Annotated in this window: 24 protein-coding genes and 1 pseudogene; 20 read left to right on the plus strand and 5 right to left on the minus strand. The window is 70.7% G+C overall.

Annotated elements, in window-relative coordinates; translation table 11 throughout:
* The first annotated feature begins 205 nt into the window (after positions 1-205).
* The 18 genes from ACY1JF_RS19095 to ACY1JF_RS19180 all read left to right on the plus strand — a co-directional run bounded on the left by ACY1JF_RS19095 (position 206) and on the right by ACY1JF_RS19180 (position 16,603).
* Positions 206-1,345: an LCP family protein gene (locus ACY1JF_RS19095; RefSeq protein ID WP_462706357.1), complete on the plus strand. Its 1,140-nt coding sequence runs from the start codon at positions 206-208 to the stop codon at positions 1,343-1,345.
* Between the two features lie 136 nt (positions 1,346-1,481).
* Positions 1,482-1,706, plus strand: a complete 225-nt coding sequence (gene rpmE / locus ACY1JF_RS19100; RefSeq protein ID WP_019326867.1) for a 50S ribosomal protein L31 — start codon at positions 1,482-1,484, stop codon at positions 1,704-1,706.
* A 107-nt stretch (positions 1,707-1,813) separates the two neighbouring features.
* Entirely contained in the window at positions 1,814-2,890 is a 1,077-nt protein-coding gene (gene prfA / locus ACY1JF_RS19105) for a peptide chain release factor 1 (RefSeq protein ID WP_462706358.1), read from the plus strand.
* 38 nt (positions 2,891-2,928) lie between these two features.
* Positions 2,929-3,774, plus strand: a complete 846-nt coding sequence (prmC, locus tag ACY1JF_RS19110) for a peptide chain release factor N(5)-glutamine methyltransferase (RefSeq protein WP_462706359.1) — start codon at positions 2,929-2,931, stop codon at positions 3,772-3,774.
* Positions 3,775-3,826: 52 nt separating this feature from the next.
* A complete protein-coding gene (locus tag ACY1JF_RS19115) occupies positions 3,827-4,474 on the plus strand; it encodes an L-threonylcarbamoyladenylate synthase (protein ID WP_462706360.1) in 648 nt (215 codons plus the stop codon).
* The gene (locus ACY1JF_RS19120) at positions 4,471-5,142 is read left to right on the plus strand and encodes an arsenate reductase/protein-tyrosine-phosphatase family protein (RefSeq protein WP_462706361.1); all 672 of its coding nucleotides are present in this window, start codon (positions 4,471-4,473) and stop codon (positions 5,140-5,142) included. The genes ACY1JF_RS19115 and ACY1JF_RS19120 overlap by 4 nt, the downstream gene beginning before the upstream one ends.
* 105 nt (positions 5,143-5,247) lie before the next feature.
* Positions 5,248-6,513 (plus strand): serine hydroxymethyltransferase, encoded by a 1,266-nt coding sequence (locus ACY1JF_RS19125; RefSeq protein ID WP_462706362.1) that lies wholly within the window; start codon positions 5,248-5,250, stop codon positions 6,511-6,513.
* Positions 6,514-6,644: 131 nt separating this feature from the next.
* Positions 6,645-7,940, plus strand: a complete 1,296-nt coding sequence (locus ACY1JF_RS19130) for an MraY family glycosyltransferase (RefSeq protein ID WP_462706363.1) — start codon at positions 6,645-6,647, stop codon at positions 7,938-7,940.
* A 287-nt stretch (positions 7,941-8,227) separates the two neighbouring features.
* Positions 8,228-8,662 (plus strand): hypothetical protein, encoded by a 435-nt coding sequence (locus ACY1JF_RS19135; protein WP_462706364.1) that lies wholly within the window; start codon positions 8,228-8,230, stop codon positions 8,660-8,662.
* A 210-nt stretch (positions 8,663-8,872) separates the two neighbouring features.
* On the plus strand, positions 8,873-9,718 hold the full coding sequence (gene atpB, locus ACY1JF_RS19140; RefSeq protein ID WP_462706365.1) for a F0F1 ATP synthase subunit A: 846 nt from the start codon (positions 8,873-8,875) through the stop codon (positions 9,716-9,718).
* A 69-nt stretch (positions 9,719-9,787) separates the two neighbouring features.
* Complete coding sequence (gene atpE / locus ACY1JF_RS19145; RefSeq protein ID WP_215165679.1) at positions 9,788-10,012, plus strand: ATP synthase F0 subunit C; 225 nt, start codon at positions 9,788-9,790, stop codon at positions 10,010-10,012.
* Between the two features lie 40 nt (positions 10,013-10,052).
* Positions 10,053-10,604 carry a F0F1 ATP synthase subunit B gene (locus ACY1JF_RS19150; protein WP_215165680.1) on the plus strand — a complete coding sequence of 184 codons (552 nt, stop codon included), beginning with the start codon at positions 10,053-10,055 and terminating at the stop codon, positions 10,602-10,604.
* A complete protein-coding gene (locus tag ACY1JF_RS19155) occupies positions 10,601-11,416 on the plus strand; it encodes a F0F1 ATP synthase subunit delta (RefSeq protein ID WP_462706366.1) in 816 nt (271 codons plus the stop codon). The genes ACY1JF_RS19150 and ACY1JF_RS19155 overlap by 4 nt, the downstream gene beginning before the upstream one ends.
* Before the next feature lie 153 nt (positions 11,417-11,569).
* On the plus strand, positions 11,570-13,162 hold the full coding sequence (gene atpA, locus ACY1JF_RS19160; protein ID WP_462706367.1) for a F0F1 ATP synthase subunit alpha: 1,593 nt from the start codon (positions 11,570-11,572) through the stop codon (positions 13,160-13,162).
* Between the two features lie 21 nt (positions 13,163-13,183).
* Positions 13,184-14,095 carry a F0F1 ATP synthase subunit gamma gene (locus ACY1JF_RS19165; protein WP_462706368.1) on the plus strand — a complete coding sequence of 304 codons (912 nt, stop codon included), beginning with the start codon at positions 13,184-13,186 and terminating at the stop codon, positions 14,093-14,095.
* The gene (gene atpD / locus ACY1JF_RS19170) at positions 14,095-15,531 is read left to right on the plus strand and encodes a F0F1 ATP synthase subunit beta (protein ID WP_462706369.1); all 1,437 of its coding nucleotides are present in this window, start codon (positions 14,095-14,097) and stop codon (positions 15,529-15,531) included. The genes ACY1JF_RS19165 and atpD overlap by 1 nt, the downstream gene beginning before the upstream one ends.
* 122 nt (positions 15,532-15,653) lie before the next feature.
* The gene (locus ACY1JF_RS19175) at positions 15,654-16,028 is read left to right on the plus strand and encodes a F0F1 ATP synthase subunit epsilon (protein ID WP_189414930.1); all 375 of its coding nucleotides are present in this window, start codon (positions 15,654-15,656) and stop codon (positions 16,026-16,028) included.
* A gap of 128 nt (positions 16,029-16,156) precedes the next feature.
* On the plus strand, positions 16,157-16,603 hold the full coding sequence (locus ACY1JF_RS19180) for a DUF2550 domain-containing protein (protein WP_462706370.1): 447 nt from the start codon (positions 16,157-16,159) through the stop codon (positions 16,601-16,603).
* 71 nt (positions 16,604-16,674) lie between these two features.
* On the opposite strand, the gene ACY1JF_RS19185 is transcribed toward ACY1JF_RS19180, so the two are convergent.
* From ACY1JF_RS19185 to ACY1JF_RS19195, 3 genes are all read right to left on the minus strand, one after another.
* Positions 16,675-18,501, minus strand: a complete 1,827-nt coding sequence (locus tag ACY1JF_RS19185) for a glycosyl hydrolase family 18 protein (protein ID WP_462706371.1) — start codon at positions 18,499-18,501, stop codon at positions 16,675-16,677.
* Positions 18,502-18,625: 124 nt separating this feature from the next.
* Positions 18,626-19,267, minus strand: a complete 642-nt coding sequence (locus ACY1JF_RS19190) for a response regulator (protein ID WP_462706372.1) — start codon at positions 19,265-19,267, stop codon at positions 18,626-18,628.
* Positions 19,264-20,439 carry a sensor histidine kinase gene (locus ACY1JF_RS19195; protein ID WP_462706373.1) on the minus strand — a complete coding sequence of 392 codons (1,176 nt, stop codon included), beginning with the start codon at positions 20,437-20,439 and terminating at the stop codon, positions 19,264-19,266. The genes ACY1JF_RS19190 and ACY1JF_RS19195 overlap by 4 nt, the downstream gene beginning before the upstream one ends.
* A gap of 153 nt (positions 20,440-20,592) precedes the next feature.
* On the opposite strand from ACY1JF_RS19195, the gene ACY1JF_RS19200 reads away from it, so the two are divergent.
* Positions 20,593-21,159 (plus strand): hypothetical protein, encoded by a 567-nt coding sequence (locus ACY1JF_RS19200; protein WP_462706374.1) that lies wholly within the window; start codon positions 20,593-20,595, stop codon positions 21,157-21,159.
* On the opposite strand, the gene ACY1JF_RS19205 is transcribed toward ACY1JF_RS19200, so the two are convergent.
* Complete coding sequence (locus ACY1JF_RS19205; RefSeq protein WP_462706375.1) at positions 21,160-21,732, minus strand: cob(I)yrinic acid a,c-diamide adenosyltransferase; 573 nt, start codon at positions 21,730-21,732, stop codon at positions 21,160-21,162.
* 13 nt (positions 21,733-21,745) lie between these two features.
* Positions 21,746-21,892, minus strand: a complete 147-nt coding sequence (locus ACY1JF_RS19210; protein WP_462706402.1) for a hypothetical protein — start codon at positions 21,890-21,892, stop codon at positions 21,746-21,748.
* Here ACY1JF_RS19210 and ACY1JF_RS19215 point away from each other — a divergent pair.
* A pseudogene (locus ACY1JF_RS19215) lies at positions 21,875-22,321 on the plus strand (TetR/AcrR family transcriptional regulator); the annotation flags it as partial. The gene ACY1JF_RS19210 and the pseudogene ACY1JF_RS19215 overlap by 18 nt on opposite strands.
* Positions 22,322-22,352: the final 31 nt, after the last annotated feature.

Genomic DNA, 22,352 nt, shown 5'->3' on the forward strand with positions numbered 1-22,352 from the left:
AAAGGGCGAAAAGCAAGGCGAGTGGCGGACTTCCGGACAAGTCCGAACACAGAAAGTCACCAGGAAGCCACAGCTCGCGCACAGCGCTCCGTGCGACCCTGTCCCGGGTTCCTCCGTCCGGCCGAACGGAGCGACGATGGTGCCGTGGAGCCGATCCGGCGCCGACAGCGGGGGGTACCGCCGCCGTACGAGAGCCGAGGAGCACATGTCTGCCGAGCGCACGCCGGAACCCGGCATACCGCAGGAGGCCGGCGCCAGCGGGCCGCGCCACCGGGCCAAGGACCGCCGCCGCAAGTCCCGCGGCGGACGGCGCAGGGGCCTGCTGGTCGCGGCCTGGACCACGGCGGGCATCGTCGTCCTGGGCGGCAGCGGCGCCGGCTACCTCTACTTCAAGCTGAACGGCAACCTCAAGAGCGTCGACATCGACCAGGCCCTCGGCACCGAGCGGCCCGCCAAGGCCGACAACGGCTCCCAGAACATCCTCGTCCTCGGCTCCGACACCCGCGCCGACGGCAACGACGAGGTCGGCGGCGGCACCGACGACGGCACCGCCCGCTCCGACACCGCGATGGTCGTGCACGTCCAGGAGGGCCACCAGAAGGCCGGCGTGGTCTCCATCCCGCGCGACACCCTCGTCGACCGCCCCGAGTGCACCGACGCCTCCGGCACGGTGCACGACGCCGCCAGCGGCGTGATGTTCAACTCCGCGTACGCCACCGGCGGCGCCGCCTGCGCCGTCAAGACCGTCGAGTCGATCAGCGGTCTGCGCATGGACCACTACCTGGAGGTCGACTTCAGCGGCTTCCAGCAGCTCATCGACGAGCTCGGCGGCGTCGAGATCACCACCACCCAGGACATCTCCGACCCCGACAGCCACCTCGACCTGAAGGCCGGCACCCACACCCTCGACGGCGAGCAGGCCCTCGGCCTGGTCCGCACCCGGCACGGCGTCGGCGACGGCTCCGACCTCGGGCGCATCCAGCTCCAGCAGGCGTTCCTCAAGGCCCTGGTCGACCAGGTCAAGGACATCGGCGTCCTCACCAGCCCCAAGAAACTCCTCGGCCTCGCCGACACCGCCACCAAGACGGTGACCACCGACTCCGGCCTCGGCTCGGTCAACAAGCTGGTGTCCTTCGCCGCCGGCCTGAAGGACATCACCCCGGCCAGCATGAACATGGTCACGATGCCGGTCCAGTACGACCCCGCCGACGGCAACCGGGTCCTGGTGGACGAGACCAAGGCGCAGCAGGTCTGGAACGCTCTCAAGAGCGACGAGGCGATCCCCGAGGCGGCGACCGAGGGCACGGCCGCCGGCGGCGCCGCGGGCGTCGTCAGCGGCGGTTAGCGGCCCCGGAATATCCCGGCACCGTCCCCGGTTTTGGGGGATGGCCCCAGTCCTGGCAGACTGGTACGTCGGCTCCGGTTCACGCCCCCGCATCCCGCGGCAGCGACCCGGCGCCCTCCCGAACCTAGGAGACACCTTGAAGCGCGACATCCACCCCGAGTACGTCGAGACGCAGGTCAGCTGCACCTGCGGCGCGTCGTTCACCACCCGCAGCACCATCGAGTCCGGCACCATCCGGGCCGAGGTCTGCTCCGAGTGCCACCCGTTCTACACGGGCAAGCAGAAGATCCTCGACACCGGTGGCCGCGTGGCCCGCTTCGAGGCCCGCTTCGGCAAGGCTGCCGCCGGCTCCAAGAAGTAGCGAGCCCCGAACCGCCGGTCCACGGCCGCGTCCCGCACCGGACGCGCCGGGACCGGCGTTTTTGGTCGCCCGCCTTTCCCCTTCACCCGCAGTAGCAGGAGCCCAAGATGTTCGAGGCCGTCGAGGAACTCGTCGCCGAGCACGCCGACCTGGAGAAGAAGCTCGCCGACCCGTCGGTCCACTCCGACCAGGCCAACGCGCGCAAGCTGAACAAGCGGTACGCCGAGCTGACCCCGATCGTCGCCACGTTCCGCTCCTGGAAGCAGACCGGCGACGACATCGAGACCGCGCGCGAGTTCGCCGCCGACGACCCGGACTTCGCCGCCGAGGTCAAGGAGCTGGAGAAGCGGCGCGAGGAGCTGACCGAGAAGCTGCGGCTGCTGCTCGTCCCGCGCGACCCCAGCGACGACAAGGACGTCATCCTGGAGATCAAGGCGGGCGCCGGCGGCGACGAGTCCGCCCTCTTCGCGGGCGACCTGCTGCGCATGTACCTGCGGTACGCCGAGCGGGTCGGCTGGAAGACCGAGATCATCGACTCCACCGAGTCCGAGCTGGGCGGCTACAAGGACGTCCAGGTCGCCGTGAAGACCAAGGGCGGCCAGGGCGCCACCGAGCCCGGGCAGGGCGTCTGGGCCCGGCTGAAGTACGAGGGCGGCGTGCACCGCGTGCAGCGCGTGCCGGCCACCGAGTCCCAGGGCCGCATCCACACCTCCGCCGCCGGCGTCCTGGTCACCCCCGAGGCCGAGGAGATCGACGTCGAGATCAACCCCAACGACCTGCGCATCGACGTCTACCGCTCCTCCGGGCCCGGCGGGCAGTCCGTGAACACCACCGACTCCGCGGTGCGCATCACGCACCTGCCGACCGGCGTCGTCGCCTCCTGCCAGAACGAGAAGAGCCAGCTGCAGAACAAGGAGCAGGCGATGCGTATCCTGCGCTCCAGGCTGCTCGCCGCGGCGCAGGAGGAGGCGGAGAAGGAGGCCGCCGACGCCCGCCGCAGCCAGGTCCGCACCGTCGACCGCTCCGAGAAGATCCGTACGTACAACTTCCCGGAGAACCGCATCTCGGACCACCGCGTCGGCTTCAAGGCGTACAACCTCGACCAGGTCCTGGACGGCGACCTCGACGCGGTGATCCAGGCGTGCGTCGACGCGGACTCGGCCGCCAAGCTCGCGGCCGCCTGAACCAGCACCGGACCCCAGCTCAGCTTCGGAGGACCAGCGTGAACCTGCTGCTCGCGGAGGTGGCCCAGGCCACCATGCGGCTGGCCGACGCCGGCGTGCCCTCGCCGCGCACCGACGCGGAGGAGCTCGCCGCGTATCTGCACGGCGTGAAGCGGAGCGAGCTGCACACCGTCAAGGACGCGGACTTCGACGCCCGGTACTGGGAGGTCGTCGCCCGGCGCGAGGCCCGTGAGCCGCTCCAGCACATCACCGGACGCGCCTACTTCCGCTACCTGGAGCTCCAGGTGGGGCCCGGGGTGTTCGTGCCGCGTCCGGAGACCGAGTCCGTCGTCGGCTGGGCCATAGACGCCGTACGCGCCATGGACGTCGTCGAGCCCTGCATCGTCGACCTGTGCACCGGCACCGGCGCCATCGCGCTCGCCCTCGCCCAGGAGGTGCCGCGCTCCCGCGTGCACGCCGTGGAACTGAGCGAGGAGGCCCTGGTGTGGACGCGCAAGAACATGGCGGGGTCCCGGGTCGACCTGCGCCAGGGCGACGCCCTGACCGCCTTCCCCGACCTCGACGGCCAGGTCGACCTGGTGGTCTCCAACCCGCCCTACATCCCGCTCACCGAGTGGGAGTACGTCGCCCCCGAGGCCCGCGACCACGATCCCGAGCTGGCCCTGTTCTCCGGCGAGGACGGCCTCGACCTGATCCGCGGCCTGGAGCGCACCGCGCACCGGCTGCTGCGGCCCGGCGGCGTGGTCGTCGTCGAGCACGCCGACACCCAGGGCGGCCAGGTGCCCTGGATCTTCACCGAGGAGCGGGGCTGGGCCGACGCGGCCGACCACCCCGACCTCAACAACCGCCCCCGGTTCGCGACCGCCCGCAAGGCGCTGCCGTGACCGGTCCCGACACTTCTATCTCGCAGTACGTGTACGAGGAGGACCGCTAGACATGGCACGGCGATACGACACCAATGACGCGACCGACCGCGTGACGGGTCTGCGTGAGGCCGCGTCCGCGGTCCGCCGTGGCGAGCTGGTGGTGCTGCCGACGGACACCGTGTACGGCGTCGGCGCCGACGCCTTCTCCTCGGAGGCCGTCGGCGACCTGCTGGAGGCCAAGGGCCGGGGCCGCAACATGCCCTCGCCCGTGCTGATCGGCTCCCCGAACACCCTGCACGGCCTGGTCACCGACTTCTCCGAGCTGGCCTGGGAGCTGGTCGACGCCTTCTGGCCGGGCGCGCTCACCCTGGTCGCCAAGCACCAGCCGTCCCTCCAGTGGGACCTCGGCGACACCCGGGGCACCGTCGCCGTGCGCATGCCGCTGCACCCGGTCGCCATCGAGCTGCTCACCGAGTTCGGGCCGATGGCCGTCTCCTCCGCCAACCTCACCGGCCACCCGGCGCCGGAGGACTGCGACGCCGCCCAGCGGATGCTCGGCGACTCCGTCTCCGTCTACCTGGACGGCGGCCCCACCCCCGGCAACGTCCCGTCCTCCATCGTCGACGTCACCCGCGAGGTCCCGTTGCTGCTGCGGGCCGGCGCGCTGTCGGCCGAGGAGCTGAGGAAGGTCGTACCCGACCTCGAGGTGGCGAATTGACGGCCCCTGAGGCGGGGCGTGGCATAGGCGGTATCAACGAGCAGACGACCACCTTCGTCGGCCTGCCGCGCGACAGCTTCCGCATCCTCCACGTCAGCACCGGCAACGTGTGCCGCTCGCCCATCACCGAGCGGCTGACCCGGCACTTCGTGACGGAGCGGCTCGGCATCCTGGGCGGCGGGCTCGTCGTGGAGAGCGCGGGCACCTGGGGGCACGAGGGCGCCCCGATGGAGGCCAACGCCGAGGCCGTGCTGGCCGACTTCGGCGCGGACGCCACCGGCTTCACCGGCCGCGAGCTGCTCGACGAGCACGTCATCCGCGCCGACCTGGTGCTCACCGCGACCCGCGACCACCGCGCCCAGGTCATCTCCATGGGCCACTCCGCGGGCCTGCGCACCTTCACGCTGAAGGAGTTCACCCGCCTGGTGAACGCCATCGACCCGGCCACCCTGCCCTCGCTGGAGGAGGGGCTGGTCACCCGCGCCCGCGCCCTGGTCCGGGCCGCGGCGGCGCTGCGCGGGTGGCTGCTGGCCCCGACCGCCGAGGCGGACGAGGTCCACGACCCCTACGGGGCGCCGCTGCCGTTCTTCCGGTCGATCGGGGACGAGATACACCAGGCGCTCGACCCGGTGGTCACCGCCCTGACCGGCGTGCCCGCCCGGACCTGACGACCACGCGCCGACAACCGCATATACCGGGCATACCGGGCCGGCGGGCCTACATTGGACGGAGTCAGCCCCACTGACCACGTCCTGACCTGTCCGGAGTGCGCCATGTCGGTCACCCACCCCCCGCACCACGAGGCCGACGTCATCGGCCGGCAGGACCCCGAGCTGGCCGAGATCCTGCTCGCCGAGCGCCGGCGGCAGGAGACCACCCTCCAGCTGACCGCCGCCGAGAACTTCACCTCGCCGGCCGTGCTGGCCGCGCTCGGCTCCCCGCTCGCCAACAAGTACGCCGAGGGCTACCCGGGCGCCCGGCACCACGGCGGCTGCGAACTGGTCGACCTCGCCGAGCGGCTCGCCGTCGAGCGGGCCACGGCGCTGTTCGGCGCCGCGCACGCCAATGTGCAGGCCCACTCCGGCTCCTCCGCCGTCCTGGCCGCCTACGCGGCGCTGCTGCGCCCCGGGGACACCGTCCTCGCCCTCGGCCTGCCGCACGGCGGCCACCTCACCCACGGGGCGCCCGCCAACTTCTCCGGCCGCTGGTTCGACTTCGTCGGCTACGGCGTGGACGCGGAGACCGGCCTCGTCGACCACGACCAGGTGCGCGCCCTGGCCCGCGCCCACCGGCCCAAGGCGATCGTGTGCGGCTCGATCTCCTACCCCCGCCACCTCGACTGGGCCGCCTTCCGCGAGGCCGCCGACGAGGTGGGCGCCTACCTCATCGCGGACGCCGCGCACCCCATCGGGCTGGTCGCCGGGGGAGTGGCGCCCAGCCCGGTGCCGTACGCCGACATCGTCTGCGCCACCACCCACAAGGTGCTGCGCGGACCGCGCGGCGGCATGCTGCTGTGCGGGAGCGAACTGGCCGAGCGGGTGGACCGGGCCGTCTTCCCGTTCACGCAAGGGGGCGCCCAGATGCACACCGTCGCCGCCAAGGCGGTCGCCTTCGGCGAGGCGGCGACCGAGGCCTTCGCGGCGTACGCCCGGCAGGTCGTCGCCAACGCCCGGGTGCTCGCCGGCCGGCTGGCCGCCGAGGGCCTGGTGGTGATCACCGGCGGCACGGACACCCACATGGTGACCGCCGACCCGGCCCCGCTCGGTGTCGACGGGCGCACCGCCAGGGCCCGCCTCGCGGCGGCGGGCATGGTCCTGGACTGCTGCGCCCTGCCGCACGGCACGGCGGCGCCCGGCGTGGCCGCCGACGCCCGTGGCCTGCGGCTGGGCACCGCCGCGCTGACCACGCAGGGCATGCGGGAGGGCGAGATGCAGACCGTCGCCAGGCTGCTGGCCGGGGTGCTCACGGGCGCCACGCGGGCCGTCCGGGCCCGTGAGGAGGCGCGCGATCTGGCCGCTGCGTTCCCGCCGTATCCGTGAAAAGCGGGGGAGGCGCCCACCGGAGCACAGCCACCCGTGCGACCATCGTCGCTATCCGGAAGTCCTCACCCGCATGCGCGCATCGCTAGGGTATGGGCCTGGAATGGCCAGCGAGACCTGTGGGGAAGCCCGTGCGTGAATACCTCCTGACGCTCTGCATCACGGCCGCGGTGACGTATCTGCTCACAGGGCCGGTGCGGAAGTTCGCGATCGTGGCGGGGGCGATGCCGGAGATCCGGGCCCGGGACGTGCACCGGGAGCCCACTCCGCGGCTCGGCGGTATCGCCATGTTCTTCGGCCTGTGCGCGGGCATGCTGGTCGCCGACCACCTCACCAACCTCAACGAGGTCTTCGAGACCTCCAACGAGCCGCGGGCGCTGCTGTCGGGCGCGGCCGTGATCTGGCTGATCGGCGTCCTGGACGACAAGTTCGAGATCGACGCCCTGATCAAGCTGGGCGCCCAGATGATCGCCGCCGGTGTGATGGTGGTGCAGGGTCTGACGATCCTGTGGCTGCCCATCCCGGGTGTCGGCAACGTGGCGCTGACCCAGTGGCAGGGCACCCTGCTGACCGTCGCCCTGGTCGTCATCACCATCAACGCGGTCAACTTCGTGGACGGGCTGGACGGACTGGCCGCCGGCATGGTGTGCATCGCGGCGGCGGCGTTCTTCATGTACGCCTACCGGATCTGGTACTCGTACGGCATCGAGGCCGCCGCCCCCGCCTCGCTGTTCGCGGCGATCCTGATGGGCATGTGCGTGGGCTTCCTGCCGCACAACATGCACCCGGCGCGGATCTTCATGGGCGACTCCGGCTCGATGCTGATCGGCCTGGTGCTGGCGGCCGGCGCGATCTCGGTGACGGGACAGGTCGACCCGGACGCGCTGAGCCTGTTCTCCGGCTCCGAGCGCAACACCGTGCACCAGATGGTGCCGGTCTACATCCCGCTGCTGATGCCACTGACCATCATCGCCATCCCGGCCGCCGACCTGATCCTGGCGATCGTGCGGCGCACCTGGCGCGGCCAGTCGCCGTTCGCCGCCGACCGGGGGCACCTGCACCACCGGCTCCTGGAGGTCGGGCACTCGCACAGCCGGGCCGTCCTCATCATGTACTTCTGGTCCGCGCTCATCGCCTTCGGCGCCCTCGCCTACTCGGTGAACTCGGCGTCCATGTGGATCGTGCTGGGTGTGGTGTTCCTCAGCGCGGTCGGGCTCGGACTGCTGCTCATGCCCAGGTTCACGCCGCGCGCCCCGCTGTGGGCGCAGCGCATCGTGCCGCCGCGGTACCGGCGTCGGGCGGTGGGCGCCCCGGCCGCCGGCGCGGAGCCGGAAGGCGGCGAGGGGGAGGACGGCCGGGTGCTGGCGGGTGTCTCCGGTGTCAACGGCGCGACGGCCGTCGGCCCCCGATCGCGGCTGCCAAGGTAAGAATCTGACTAGAGCATTGCCAACTCGTGGGGGAGCGAAGCTCCCCATTACCAGACAAATGGGTACCGGATTTACACAAACGCGCGCCGTCACCCTCATGTGTGACAGTGAGCACACGCTCAGGTAAAGACCTCATCAAATAGTTTGTGATACGGTTCACGAGAACTCCCGGATAGAGCCGAAGGGCCGCACTGCGACGGTTTATCGGCCGCGAGGACCCCACTCGGCCCGGGACTACGCTCGTCCATGACGACACCCTGCCCCCTGTGAAAAGCGGAGCTGCCGCCATGCCCTCCAACGACGTCCGGATCCTGCTCCAGGCCGCTGTGCCCACCGCTGCCGTCGGCGCCGTCGCCGCCGTCGTCAGTGGCGTGCTCGCCGGCGGCGAGGGGGCGGTCGGGGCGGTCGTCGCGACGCTGGTGGTGATCCTCTTCATGGGGATCGGTCTGTACGTCCTGCAGCGCACGGCCGCATCGCTCCCGCACCTTTTCCAGGCGATGGGCCTGATGCTCTACGCGGCACAGATCCTGCTGTTGTTCATCTTCCTCGCCGCGTTCAAGAACACGTCGCTGTTCAACCCCCGGTCTTTCGCGATCACCTTGGTTGTCGGCACCCTCGTGTGGATCGCGACCCAGACCCGCGCGCACATGAAGGCCAAGATCCTCTACGTCGAACCGGATTCGGCGGACGACAGGTCCCAGAAGACGGGGCACTCGTCGTGAGGGGTAGGGCCGGGATAAAGAGGCATGTGAAGTCCTGCTATCGTCCGGTGCCAACTGCGGCATCGCGGGCGCGGGCATCCCAGCTGACGCCTGCTCATTCGCGAGGCGAGATGCCCCACAGCCGCCCCCACATCCGTTACACCAGTCCCGTGCCGAACCGCGGCCCCGTGCCGCGCCGACACAACGAGGTTGCCGTACCCATGCGCCACGATGAAGGAGCCCGCGGTGAGTGCTGACCCGACGCAGGTGCTCGCCTTCGAGACCGACTGCCACCTCTTCGACGGGTGTGGCTTCGACACAGTCTCTCCGGGCCTGCACTCGTTCCTGTTCGAGCCGCTCATGGGCGACGCGGACGGCGGCGGCTTCTACTTCAACAAGCCGATGCTGCTGGCGTTGCTCGGCTCGGTCATCATCGTCGGGTTCTTCTGGGCCGCCTTCGCCCGTCCGAAGGTCGTCCCGGGCAAGCTCCAGATGGTCGCCGAGGCCGGCTACGACTTCATCCGCCGCGGCGTGGTCTACGAGACCATCGGCAAGCGGGAGGGCGAGAAGTACGTTCCGCTGGTCGTCTCCCTGTTCTTCTTCGTCTGGATGATGAACCTCTGGTCGGTCATCCCGGTCGCCCAGTTCCCGGTCACGTCGATCATCGCCTACCCGATGGTCCTGGCCGCGATCGTCTACATCCTGTGGGTCTCGCTCACCTTCAAGAGGCACGGCTTCGTCGGCTTCTTCAAGAACGTCACCGGTTACGACAAGTCCCTCGGCGCGGTGCTCCCGCTGGCCATGACGATCGAGTTCTTCTCGAACCTGATCGTCCGCCCGTTCACCCACGCCGTCCGGCTCTTCGCGAACATGTTCGCCGGCCACACCCTGCTGGTGCTGTTCACGATCGCCACCTGGTACATGCTGAACGGCGTCGGCATCGCCTACTCCGGTGTCTCGTTCGTCATGACCATCGTCATGACCGCCTTCGAGCTCTTCATCCAGGCAGTCCAGGCCTACGTCTTCGTCCTGCTGACCTGCTCCTACATCCAGGGCGCGCTCGCCGAGCACCACTGAGCGTCCCGGCCCGCCCCAGCCGTCCGGTGGCCAACCCCCACCGGTCCGTAAAGAAAAGGAAGAACTGGCATGTCCAACACCCTTGCCGCTGTCGAAGGTTCGCTCAGCTCCGTTGGTTACGGCCTGGCCGCCATCGGCCCCGGCGTCGGCGTCGGCATCATCTTCGGCAACGGCACCCAGGCCCTCGCCCGCCAGCCCGAGGCGGCCGGCCTGATCCGCGCCAACCAGATCCTGGGTTTCGCCTTCTGTGAGGCGCTCGCCCTGATCGGCCTCGTCATGCCGTTCGTCTACTAAGACGGCCTGACGACCGACTTCTTCGACGAAAGGCACTGATGTGAACCCCGCCCTGGTTTTCCTGGCGGCTGAGGGTGAGAAGGAGAACCCCCTCATCCCGCCGTGGCCGGAGCTCGTCATCGGCCTGATCGCCTTCGTCATCGTCTTCGGCTTCCTCGCCAAGAAGCTCCTCCCGAACATCAACAAGGTTCTGGACGAGCGTCGTGAGGCCATCGAGGGCGGTATCGAGAAGGCCGAGGCCGCGCAGACCGAGGCCCAGAGCGTCCTCGAGCAGTACAAGGCCCAGCTCGCCGAAGCCCGGCACGAGGCCGCGCGCCTGCGCCAGGAGGCGCAGGAGCAGGGCGCCACGCTCATCGCCGAGATGCGCGCGGAAGGCCAGCGGCAGCGTGAGGAGATCATCGCCGCCGGTCACGCCCAGATCGAGGCCGACCGCAAGGCCGCCGCGTCCGCGCTGCGGCAGGACGTCGGCAAGCTCGCCACGGAGCTGGCCGGCAAGCTGGTCGGCGAGTCCCTCGAGGACCACGCCCGCCAGAGCCGCGTCATCGACCGCTTCCTCGACGACCTCGAGGAGAAGGCCGAGGCGACCCGATGAACGGAGCGAGCCGCGAGGCCCTGGCCGCCGCACGCGAGCGTCTCGACGCGCTGACGGACTCCACGTCCGTGGACGCCGGCTCGCTCGCCGACGAGCTGGCCTCCGTCACCGCGCTGCTCCACCGCGAGGTGGGCCTGCGCCGGGTCCTCACCGACCCGGCGCAGACCGGCGAGGCCAAGGCCCAGCTGGTGCAGCGTCTCCTCGGCACCCAGGTCAGCGGCACCGCCGCCGACCTGGTGGCCGGCCTGGTGCGCTCCCGCTGGTCGCAGTCGCGTGACCTGGTGGACGCCCTGGAGGAACTGGCGGACACCGCCGACCTGACCGCCGCGGAGAAGAACGGCACCCTCGACGACGTCGAGGACGAGCTGTTCCGGTTCGGGCGGATCGTCTCCTCCAGCACGGAGCTGCGGGCCGCGCTGACCGACCGCAAGGCCACCGCCCCGGCCAAGACGGCGCTGCTGCGCAGCCTGCTCGGGGGCCGGGCCAAGCCGGTCACGGAACGGCTGGTCACGCGCCTTGTGACCGCGGCGCGAGGACGTAGCCTGGAGACGGGCCTCGAGTCCCTGTCCAAGCTCGCCGCCGACCGCCGCAACCGCGTGGTCGCCGTCGTCACCTCGGCGGTCCCGCTGAGCGACCCGCAGAAGCAGCGCCTCGGCGCCGCCCTCGCGAAGCTCTACGGCCGCCCGATGCACCTCAACCTCGACGTGGACCCCGAGGTCCTCGGCGGGATCCAGGTGCAGGTCGGTGACGAGGTCATCAACGGCTCCATCGCCGACCGCCTCGCCGAGGCCGGCCGCCGCCTGGCGGGCTGAACAGCAACTTCACAGCAGTACCAGCAGTACGAGCAGTACGTACGTGTACCTACGGCCCGGTTGGGCCGTGCAGAGGATTCACCTCTTTCGGGGGGGAGTCCCCATCCCCCCAAAGTGAAACTTCGGGCCCAACAAGGAGAGCAGGGAACCCAGATGGCGGAGCTCACGATCCGGCCGGAGGAGATCCGGGACGCACTGGAGACCTTCGTCCAGTCGTACAAGCCGGACGCGGCCTCGCGCGAGGAGGTCGGTACGGTCACCCTTGCCGGCGACGGCATCGCGAGGGTCGAGGGTCTTCCCTCGGCCATGGCCAACGAACTGCTGAAGTTCGAGGACGGCACCCTCGGCCTCGCGCTCAACCTCGAAGAGCGCGAGATCGGTGCCATCGTCCTCGGTGAGTTCAGCGGCATCGAGGAGGGCCAGCCGGTCACCCGCACCGGAGAGGTCCTCTCCGTCGCGGTCGGCGAGGGCTACCTCGGCCGCGTGGTCGACCCCCTCGGCAACCCGATCGACGGCCTCGGCGAGATCGAGACGTCCGGTCGCCGCGCCCTCGAACTGCAGGCCCCCACGGTCATGCAGCGCAAGTCGGTGCACGAGCCGATGGAGACCGGCTACAAGGCCGTCGACGCCATGACGCCGGTCGGCCGCGGCCAGCGTCAGCTGATCATCGGCGACCGCCAGACCGGCAAGACCGCCCTGGCCGTCGACACGATCATCAACCAGCGCGACAACTGGCGCTCGGGCGACCCGAAGAAGCAGGTCCGCTGCATCTACGTCGCCATCGGCCAGAAGGGCTCCACCATCGCGTCGGTCCGCCGCGCGCTGGAGGAGAACGGCGCGCTGGAGTACACGACCATCGTCGCCGCCCCGGCCTCCGACCCGGCCGGCTTCAAGTACCTCGCGCCGTACACCGGCTCGGCCATCGGCCAGCAGTGGATGTACGAGGGCAAGCACGTCCTGATCATCTTCGACGACCTGTCGAAGCAGGCCGACGCCTACCGCGCCGTCTCCCTGCTGCTGCGCCGCCCGCCGGGCCGCGAGGCCTACCCGGGTGACGTCTTCTACCTGCACTCCCGTCTGCTGGAGCGCTGCGCCAAGCTCTCCGACGACATGGGGGCCGGCTCGATGACCGGTCTGCCGATCGTCGAGACCAAGGCCAACGACGTCTCGGCGTTCATCCCGACCAACGTCATCTCCATCACCGACGGCCAGTGCTTCCTGGAGTCGGACCTCTTCAACGCCGGTCAGCGCCCCGCGCTGAACGTCGGTATCTCCGTCTCCCGAGTCGGCGGTTCCGCGCAGCACAAGGCGATGAAGCAGGTCTCCGGCCGGCTGCGCGTGGACCTCGCCCAGTTCCGTGAGCTGGAGGCGTTCGCCGCCTTCGGTTCGGACCTGGACGCCGCGTCCAAGGCGCAGCTGGAGCGCGGCCAGCGCATGGTCGAGCTGCTCAAGCAGAACCAGTACGAGCCGATGTCCACCGAGGACCAGGTCGTCTCCGTCTGGGCCGGCACCACCGGCCGCATGGACGACGTGCCGGTCGCCGACATCCGCCGCTTCGAGAAGGAGCTCCTGGAGTACCTGCACCGCAAGGAGCAGGGCCTCATGACCTCCATCCGCGAGGGCGGCAAGATGTCGGACGACACCCTGCAGGCCGTCGGCGACGCCGTCGCGGAGTTCAAGAAGCAGTTCGAGACCTCGGACGGCAAGCTGCTCGGCGAGGACGCTCCGGCCGCCTCCGCCAAGTGACGTAAGGAAGGGACCTGACTCATGGGAGCCCAGCTCCGGGTCTACAAGCGTCGCATCCGATCCGTCACCGCGACCAAGAAGATCACGAAGGCGATGGAGATGATCGCCGCCTCGCGCGTCGTCAAGGCGCAGCGCAAGGTGGCGGCCTCCACGCCGTACGCGACCGAGCTCACCCGCGCGGTCACGGCGGTCGGTACGGGTTCGAACACCAAGCACCCGCTGACCACCCAGGCCGAGACGGTCACCCGTTCCGCGGTGTTGCTGCTGACGAGCGACCGCGGGCTGGCCGGTGCCTTCAACTCCAACGCCATCAAGCAGGCGGAGCAGCTCACCGAGCGGCTGGAGCGCGAGGGCAAGGAGGTCGTCGTCTACGTCGTCGGCCGCCGGGGTGTCGCCCACTACAACTTCCGTGAGCGCGCCATCGCGGAGTCGTTCACCGGCTTCACCGACGAGCCGACGTACGCGGACGCCAAGAAGGTCGCGGCGCCGCTGATCGAGGCCATCGAGAAGGACACCGCGGACGGCGGCGTGGACGAACTCCACATCGTCTACACGGAGTTCGTCTCGATGATGACGCAGACGGCGGTCGGCGGCCAGCTGCTGCCGCTGCGTCTCGACGAGGTGGCCGAGAAGCCGAAGGACGAGATCCTTCCGCTGTACGACTTCGAGCCGTCGGCCGAGGACGTCCTCGACGCCCTGCTGCCGCGGTACGTCGAGAGCCGTATCTACAACGCGCTGCTCCAGTCGGCCGCCTCCAAGCACGCCGCCACGCGGCGCGCGATGAAGTCGGCGACCGACAACGCGGGCGAGCTGATCAACACGCTCTCCCGACTTGCCAACGCGGCCCGCCAGGCCGAAATCACCCAGGAAATCAGCGAGATCGTCGGTGGCGCCAGCGCCCTGGCCGACGCGACCGCGGGGAGTGACAAGTAATGACGACCACTGTTGAGACGGCCGTTGCCACGGGCCGCGTCGCCCGGGTCATCGGCCCGGTCGTCGACGTGGAGTTCCCCGTCGACGCGATGCCGGAGATCTACAACGCCCTGCACGTCGAGGTCGCCGACCCGGCGAACGAGGGCGAGAAGAAGACGCTGACCCTGGAGGTCGCCCAGCATCTGGGTGACGGCCTGGTCCGCACCATCTCCATGCAGCCCACCGACGGCCTGGTCCGCCAGGCCCCGGTCGTGGACACCGGCGACGGCATCACCGTCCCGGTCGGCGACTTCACCAAGGGCAAGGTGTTCAACACCCTCGGTGAGGTGCTGAACGTCGACGAGAAGTACTCGGGCGAGCGCTGGTCCATCCACCGCAAGGCCCCGAACTTCGACGAGCTCGAGTCGAAGACCGAGATGTTCGAGACCGGCGTCAAGGTCATCGACCTGCTGACCCCGTACGTCAAGGGCGGCAAGATCGGTCTGTTCGGCGGCGCCGGCGTCGGCAAGACGGTGCTCATCCAGGAGATGATCTACCGCGTCGCCAACAACCACGACGGTGTCTCCGTGTTCGCCGGTGTCGGTGAGCGCACCCGTGAGGGCAACGACCTCATCGACGAGATGAGCGAGTCCGGCGTCATCGACAAGACCGCGCTGGTCTTCGGTCAGATGGACGAGCCGCCGGGCACCCGTCTGCGCGTCGCGCTGGCCGGCCTGACCATGGCCGAGTACTTCCGTGACGTCCAGAAGCAGGACGTGCTGTTCTTCATCGACAACATCTTCCGCTTCACGCAGGCCGGCTCCGAGGTCTCGACCCTGCTCGGCCGCATGCCCTCCGCGGTGGGCTACCAGCCGAACCTGGCCGACGAGATGGGTCTCCTCCAGGAGCGCATCACCTCGACCCGCGGTCACTCGATCACCTCGATGCAGGCGATCTACGTCCCCGCGGACGACCTGACCGACCCGGCCCCGGCCACCACCTTCGCCCACCTCGACGCGACGACGGTGCTCTCCCGTCCGATCTCGGAGAAGGGCATCTACCCGGCCGTCGACCCGCTGGACTCCACGTCCCGCATCCTGGACCCGCGCTACATCGCGCAGGACCACTACGACGCGGCCATGCGCGTGAAGAACATCCTGCAGAAGTACAAGGACCTGCAGGACATCATCGCGATCCTCGGCATCGACGAGCTCGGCGAGGAGGACAAGCTGGTCGTCCAGCGTGCCCGCCGCGTGGAGCGCTTCCTGTCCCAGAACACCCACGTCGCCAAGCAGTTCACCGGCGTGGACGGCTCCGACGTGCCGCTGGACGAGTCGATCGCCGCGTTCAACGCGATCTGCGACGGTGAGTACGACCACTTCCCCGAGCAGGCGTTCTTCATGTGCGGTGGTATCGAGGACCTGAAGAAGAACGCGAAGGAGCTGGGCGTCTCCTGACCCCGGCTGCCGCGTGAGTGAACGAGTGAGGGGGCGGGCGCGTCCCGCCCCCTCACTCACGCCCCTTAGACTTGTAACCAACACCCGGCACACCCGCCGGGTGGTGACCCGAGGAGCCACCCTTGGCTGCTGAGCTGCACGTCGCGCTGGTCGCGGCCGACCGAGAGGTCTGGTCCGGCGAGGCCACCCTGGTCGTCGCGCGCACCACGTCCGGCGACATCGGCGTCATGCCCGGTCACCAGCCGCTGCTCGGTGTGCTGGAGTCGGGCCCGGTGACCATCCGTACGAGTGACGGCGGGACCGTCGTCGCGGCGGTGCACGGCGGTTTCATCTCGTTCGCCGACGACAAGCTGTCGCTGCTGGCCGAGATCGCCGAGCTGTCGGACGAGATCGACGTCCAGCGCGCGGAGCGGGAACTGGAGCGCGCCAAGGCGGAGGGCGACGCCTCCGCCGAGCGCCGCGCGGACGTCCGACTGCGGGCGGCGTCGGCGCGCTGAACCTGGGCGCCGTGCTATGACGTGACTCAGCCGCGGCTGGGACCGGAGCGATCCGGACCCGGCCGCGGCTGAGGCAGATGTGGATGTTTTTACGTTCCGTTACCTAGGAGACGAGGAGGTCGGTGCCGGTGGTCCTCGCTCTGACCGTGTGCGGAATCGTCATCGCCGTCGTGGTGGTGGGACTCTTCGTCTTCGGCCTGCGCCGCCGGCTGATCCAGCGCTCGGGCGGCACCTTCGACTGCTCCCTGCGCTGGGACGCCCCCGAGGAGGGCGACGGCAACGGCAAGGGCTGGGCCTACGGCGTCTGCCGCTACAACGGTGACCGCGTGGAGTGGTACCGCGTCTTCTCGTACTCCCCCCGTCCGCGCCGCGTCCTGGAACGGGGCTCGATCGAGGTGGCCGGCCGCCGCTTCCCCGACGGGGAGGAGGAGCTGGCCCTGCTCTCCGACGCCGTGGTCCTCGCGTGCGTGCACCGCGGGACCCGGCTGGAGCTGGCGATGAGCGAGGACGCGCTGACCGGATTCCTCGCGTGGCTGGAGGCGGCCCCGCCCGGACAGCGAGTGAATGTGGCGTAGCCGCACTCACTCGCCGCGTGGGGTCCCCCGGACAGGGTCCGGGGGAGCGTCGGTGCCGCTCGGCGGGGCCTTTACCGGAGTCCGTTGCTGATCGCGCTCACCAGTTCGCCGTTGCTCGTGTCGCCGCTGAACTCCCAGAAGAACGCGCCGCCCAGCCCCTGCTCCTTGGCCCAGCTCATCTTCCCGGCGATCGTCGACGGGGTGTCGTAGGACCACCACTGGGTGCCGCAGTGCGCGTACGCCGTGCCGGCGACGGTGCCGGTGGCCGGACAGGAGTTCTTCAGGACCTTGTAGTCCTCGATGCCGGCCTCGTAGGTGCCGGGGGCCGCGCCGGTCGCCGTGCCGCCGGGGGCGGACTGGGTGACGCCGCTCCAGCCGCGGCCGTAGAAGCCGATGCCGAGCAGCAGCTTGGCGGACGGGACGCCCTTGGCCTTGAGCTTGGCGATCGCGTCCGCGCTGTCGAAGCCGGCGGTCGGGATGCCGGAGTACGAGGTCAGCGGGGAGTGCGGGGCGGTCGGGCCGGTGGTGGCCCAGGCGCCGAAGTAGTCGTAGGTCATCACGTTGTACCAGTCGAGGTACTGCGCGGCGCCGCCGTAGTCGGCCGCGTCCAGCTTGCCGCCGGAGGAGCCGTCGCCGGTGATCGCGGCGGTGATCAGGTAGTCGTCGCCGAACTCCGAGCGCAGCGCCTGGCTGAGGTTCCTGAAGGCGGCGGCGCCCGAGGTGTCGCAGGTCAGGCCGCAGGCGTTCGGGTACTCCCAGTCGATGTCGATGCCGTCGAAGACGTCGGCCCAGCGCGGGTCCTCCACGACGGCCTTGCAGGACGCGGCGAACGCGGCCGGGTTCTGCGCGGCCTGCCCGAAGCCGCCGGAGTAGGTCCAGCCGCCGAAGGAGTACAGGATCTTGATGTGCGGGTACTTCGCCTTCAGCTGGCGCAGCTGGTTGAAGTTGCCGCGCAGCGGCTGGTCCCAGGTGTCGGCGGTGCCGCTGACGGACTGGTCGGCGGTGTAGGACTTCTCGTACGCGGCGAAGGTGTCGTCGACCGTGCACTGGCCGTTCTTGACGTTGCCGAACGCGTAGTTGATGTGGGTGATCTTCTCGGCGGAGCCGGAGGTCACCAGGTTCTTGACGTGGTAGTTGCGGCCGTAGACGCCCCACTCGGCGAAGTAGCCGAGGTTGACCTTGCCGGCCGGGGTGCCCGGGTCGGTGGAGCCGCCGCCGGTGGTGGTGACCTTGACCGAGCCGCCGGCCGGGCCGGTCTGGTCGGCGGTGTCGCGCGCCTGGACGCTGTAGGAGTAGGCGGTGCCCTTGGTGAGGCCGGTGTCGCTGTAGGTGGTGCCCGTCACCGTGGCGACTTTAGCGCCGTCGCGCAGGACGTCGTAGTTCTTGATCCCCTTGTCGTCGGTCGCCGCCGACCAGGACAGTCTCACCGAGGTGTCGGTGATGTCCGAGGCGGTGGGGGTGCCGGGGGCGGAGGGGGCGGCGTCGCCCGGGACGGAGGTGCCGTCGCAGGAGCCGCCGTTGAGCTTGCAGGCGGTGGGGGAGCCGGTGCCGGTGCCGTTGAAGCCGAAGGAGACCGAGGCGCCGGGGGCGAGGGTGCCGTTCCAGGACTTGTTCCTGGCGGTCCAGTGGGTGCCCGAGGAGGTGACGTCGGCGTCCCAGGCGGAGGTGACGGAGGTGCCGGAGGGGAAGTCCCACTCGACGGTCCAGGAGCTGAGGGAGGTGGTGCCGGTGTTCTTCACCGTCCACTTGCCCTCGAAGCCGGTGCCCCAGTCCGAGGCCTTGGTGTAGGTGGCGGTCGCGGCGGTGGCCGCCTGGGCGGGGGCGGCGAGGGCGACGAGTCCGGTGAGGGGGAGTGCGAGGGTCGCGAGCAGGGCCGCGGCTCTGTGTCTGAAGCGCACGTGCGCCTCCCTTGTAGGGGGGATGTCGTGGGCATGCCTGACCGGCACGCCCGCAGTGCCGCGAGGATAGAAAGGTCTGGACCACAGGTCAATAGGTCTGGACCACTGGTCGAAGAGTGGGTTTCTAAACCCCCAACTCCCGCGCCAGCATCGCCGCTTGCACCCTGCTGCGCAGCCCCAGCTTCCCCAGCACCCGGCTGACGTGCGTCTTCACCGTCGCCTCGGCCATGTCGAGGCGGTCCGCGACCGCCGCGTTGGACAGCCCCTCGCCGAGGCAGGACAGCACCTCGCGCTCCCGCCGGGTCAGCTGGTCCAGGACCGCCGGATCGGCCCCGCTCCCGCGGACCGGCTTCGCGGCGAACTCCGCGATCAGCCGCCGGGTGACGGCCGGGGCGACGACGCCCTCCCCGGCGGCCACCGTGCGCACGGCGGCGATCAGGTCCGCCGCCTCCGTGTTCTTCAGCAGGAACCCGGCGGCGCCCGCGCGCAGCGCCCCGAACACGTACGCGTCCAGGTCGAAGGTGGTCAGCACCAGGACGTCGGCCAGCCCCTCCTCGACCACCTGACGGGTGGCCGCCACCCCGTCCAGACGCGGCATCTGTACGTCCATCAGGACCACGTCCGGCCGCAGCTCACGGGCGAGGGCCACCGCCCGCTCGCCGTCCGCGGCCTCGCCGGCCACCTCGATGTCGGGGGCGCTGCCCAGGATGAGCACCAGGCCGGCGCGCACGGCGGACTGGTCTTCTGCGACAAGGACGCGGATCATCGGGAAGCTCCTTGATCGAGGGGAAGGGCGGCGCGTACGGTCCACAGCGCGCCGTCGGGGCCGGCGTCGAACGTGCCGCCCAGCAGCGCGGCCCGCTCCCGCATGCCGACCAGCCCGGCGCCGGAGCCGGGGGCGCGCGGGGTGCCGGGGTCGCCGTAGGGGCTGGTCACCCGGATGCGCAGGACGCCGTCGGCGCGGGTGAGGCATACGCGTACCGGGCCCTTCGACGCGTGCTTGAGCGCGTTGGTGAGCGACTCCTGCACGATCCGGTACGCGGCCAGTTCGACCGGCGTGGGCAGGTCCGGGCCGTGCGCCGCCTCCAGGGTGACGTCCAGGCCGTTGGCGCGGGCGCCGTCCACCAGGGCGCCGAGGCCGTCCAGGGTGGGGGCGGCGGCCGGCTCGGTGTCGGCGCCGGTGTCCCGCAGGAGGCCGATCAGCCGCCGCATCTCCGCCAGGCCCTCGACGCTGTTCTCCCGGATCACGCCGAGCGCCCGCCGGGTGGTGGCCGGCTCGTCCAGACAGAGCGCGGCCGTGGAGTGGATGGCGATGGCGGACAGGTGGTTGGCGACCAGGTCGTGCAGCTCCCGTGCCATCCGCGCGCGCTCCGCGGTCACCGCCTGGACCCGGTCCACCTCCGCCAGCAGCGCGGTCTGTTCGGCGCGCAGCCGGGCGGCGTCGGCGGCCTCCCGGTGGCTGCGCACGATCAGGCCGGTGGCGGCGGGGGCGAAGGCGACCACCCCGGCCGCCACCCCGACCAGCAGGGCCTCGGGCACCCGCCACACCGCGAACGGCACGACCGTGGCCGCCACCGTCAGCAGTCCCGCGATCCACGGGACGCGGCGGGCGGTGGCCGGGCTGCCGTACAGGACGACGGCGTAGACGAGATCGGTGTACATCAACAGCGTGATCAGGCTGCCCTGGGTCATCGTGTCCAGCGCCAGGGCGGCCGTGCCGATCAGGACGGCGGTGCGCGGCGCGGCCCGGCGCAGCAGCTCGCAGCCCGCGGTGACGGCGAGCGGGAGCAGCGGCGGCCAGCGCCCGTCGAACAGCACGACCGGGTCGCCGGCGGGCCGCACGCCCAGCCCGATGGCCCACAGCAGCACCCCGCCGAGCAGACCGCCGGCCGCGACGCATCCGTCGAAGCGGTGCGGGCGGGGGAGTCGTACGGCCATGGGACCCATCCAACACGGCGGGCGCGGCCCCCGCCTGCTCCGCGCGGACGGTCCCGGGCTGCATCCTTCGATGTACGGGAGGTTCGTCACCGGCGACGACGCACCGGGCCGCCGGGCGCGGAAGCCTGGAAGGGTGACCGAGAGGAACCCACCATGATCGTCACTTTGATCGTCGTCTGTGAGATCGGCTTCTGGGTACTGCTGGCGGCCGGGCTGGCCACCCGCTACCTGCTGCGGAGGGAGCGCACCGGCCTCGCCCTGCTGCTGTGCGAGCCGCTTCTGGAGGTCGTGCTGCTGGTCGTCACCGCGCTCGACCTGAGGAACGGCGCCGACCCGAACTGGACCCACGGACTGGCCGCGCTGTACATCGGCTACACCGTCGGCCACGGCCACCGCACGGTGAAGTGGCTCGACGGCCACGCGGCCCACCGCTTCGACGGCCGTCCGCTGCCGCGGCCCCCGCGCTACGGCATGGCCCGCGCCGCGCACGAGGGCAGGGTGTGGCTCGGCACGCTGGTCGCCGCGGCCGTCGCCACCGGCCTGCTCCAGCTCGCCGTGTGGTACGTCGCCGACCCGTCCCGCACCACCTCCCTGGAGAGCTGGCAGTACACGGCCTGGCGGGTGGCCGGCGTCCACGGCCTGATCGCGCTGAGCTACGCGATCTGGCCGAAGAAGGCACCCGAGCGCCCGGCCCTGGAGAAGGAGCGCGCCGGCCGCTGACTACCGCTCCCCGCCCGGCACCCACAGCACGTCCCCGACCTCCTTGTTGGCGTACCGCGCCAGGATGAACAGGAGGTCGGAGAGGCGGTTGAGGTAGGTGGCGGTGAGCGGGTTCATCGTCTCGCCGTGCGCCTCCAGCGCGGCCCACGTCGAGCGCTCGGCCCGCCGGACCACCGTGCACGCCTGGTGCAGCAGGGCCGCGCCGGGCGTGCCGCCGGGCAGGATGAAGGAGCGCAGCTTCTCCAGTTCGGCGAGGAAGCGGTCGCAGTCGGCCTCCAGCCGGTCGACGTAGAACTGCTCCACCCGCAGCGGCGGGAACTCCGGCTCCTCCACCACCGGCGTCGACAGGTCCGCGCCCACGTCGAACAGGTCGTTCTGGACCCGTACGAGGACCTTGACGACCTCCTCCTCCAGCGCCCCGAGCGCGATCGCCGTGCCGAGCACCGCGTTGGCCTCGTTGGCGTCGGCGTACGCGGCGATCCTGAGGTCGGTCTTGGGCACGCGGCTCATGTCCCCGAGGGCGGTGGTGCCCCGGTCGCCGGTCCTGGTGTAGATGCGCGTCAGGTTGACCATGCCGCCAGCGTAGTTACGCGGCGTCCGCGCGGAAGACACGCGCGCCCGCCGCCACGGCCAGCGCGGCGAAGGCGACGGCGACCAGGGCGCCGTGGAGCATGGGCGCGCTGGCGTAGGAGCCGGTGTAGGCGTCCCGCAGGCCGTCGACCAGATGGCGCACGGCATCAGGGGCCGGGTCGCCGGCCAGGTCGTGTCCGGCGACGGTGGCCGCGCCGCCGTCCTGCGCGAGGAGGTCGAGTCGGTCTCCCCGCGCCTCGGCCTGATGGCCGGGTACGCCGAGTTCATGCGGGTCATCGAGGACTCGCCCGCGCTGCGGTCGCGGCTTTGGGCGATCGGCCAGGAGGTCCTGCACACCCTGGAGCGTGAGTTGCGCGAGGAGACCGGCGCCCCGGACGACGACCCGCTCCCGTCCCTGATGGCCGGTCAGGTCAACTGGCTGCACAGCACCCTGATGGCCGCCGTCGGGCAGCGCATGCTGGCCGGCGGCGCCCCCGCCGAGGTCTCCCGCGAGATGCTGCTGCTCCTCGACGAGATGGAGGGGCTGCTGAGCGAGAAGGTGCTCAACTACGCCGTACGGGGCGCCGGGTGAGCCACCCCGGTGTGATGTCCGTCATGTGAGA

The sequence above is a fragment of the Streptomyces sp. SYSU D01066-1 genome (assembly GCF_054956795.1).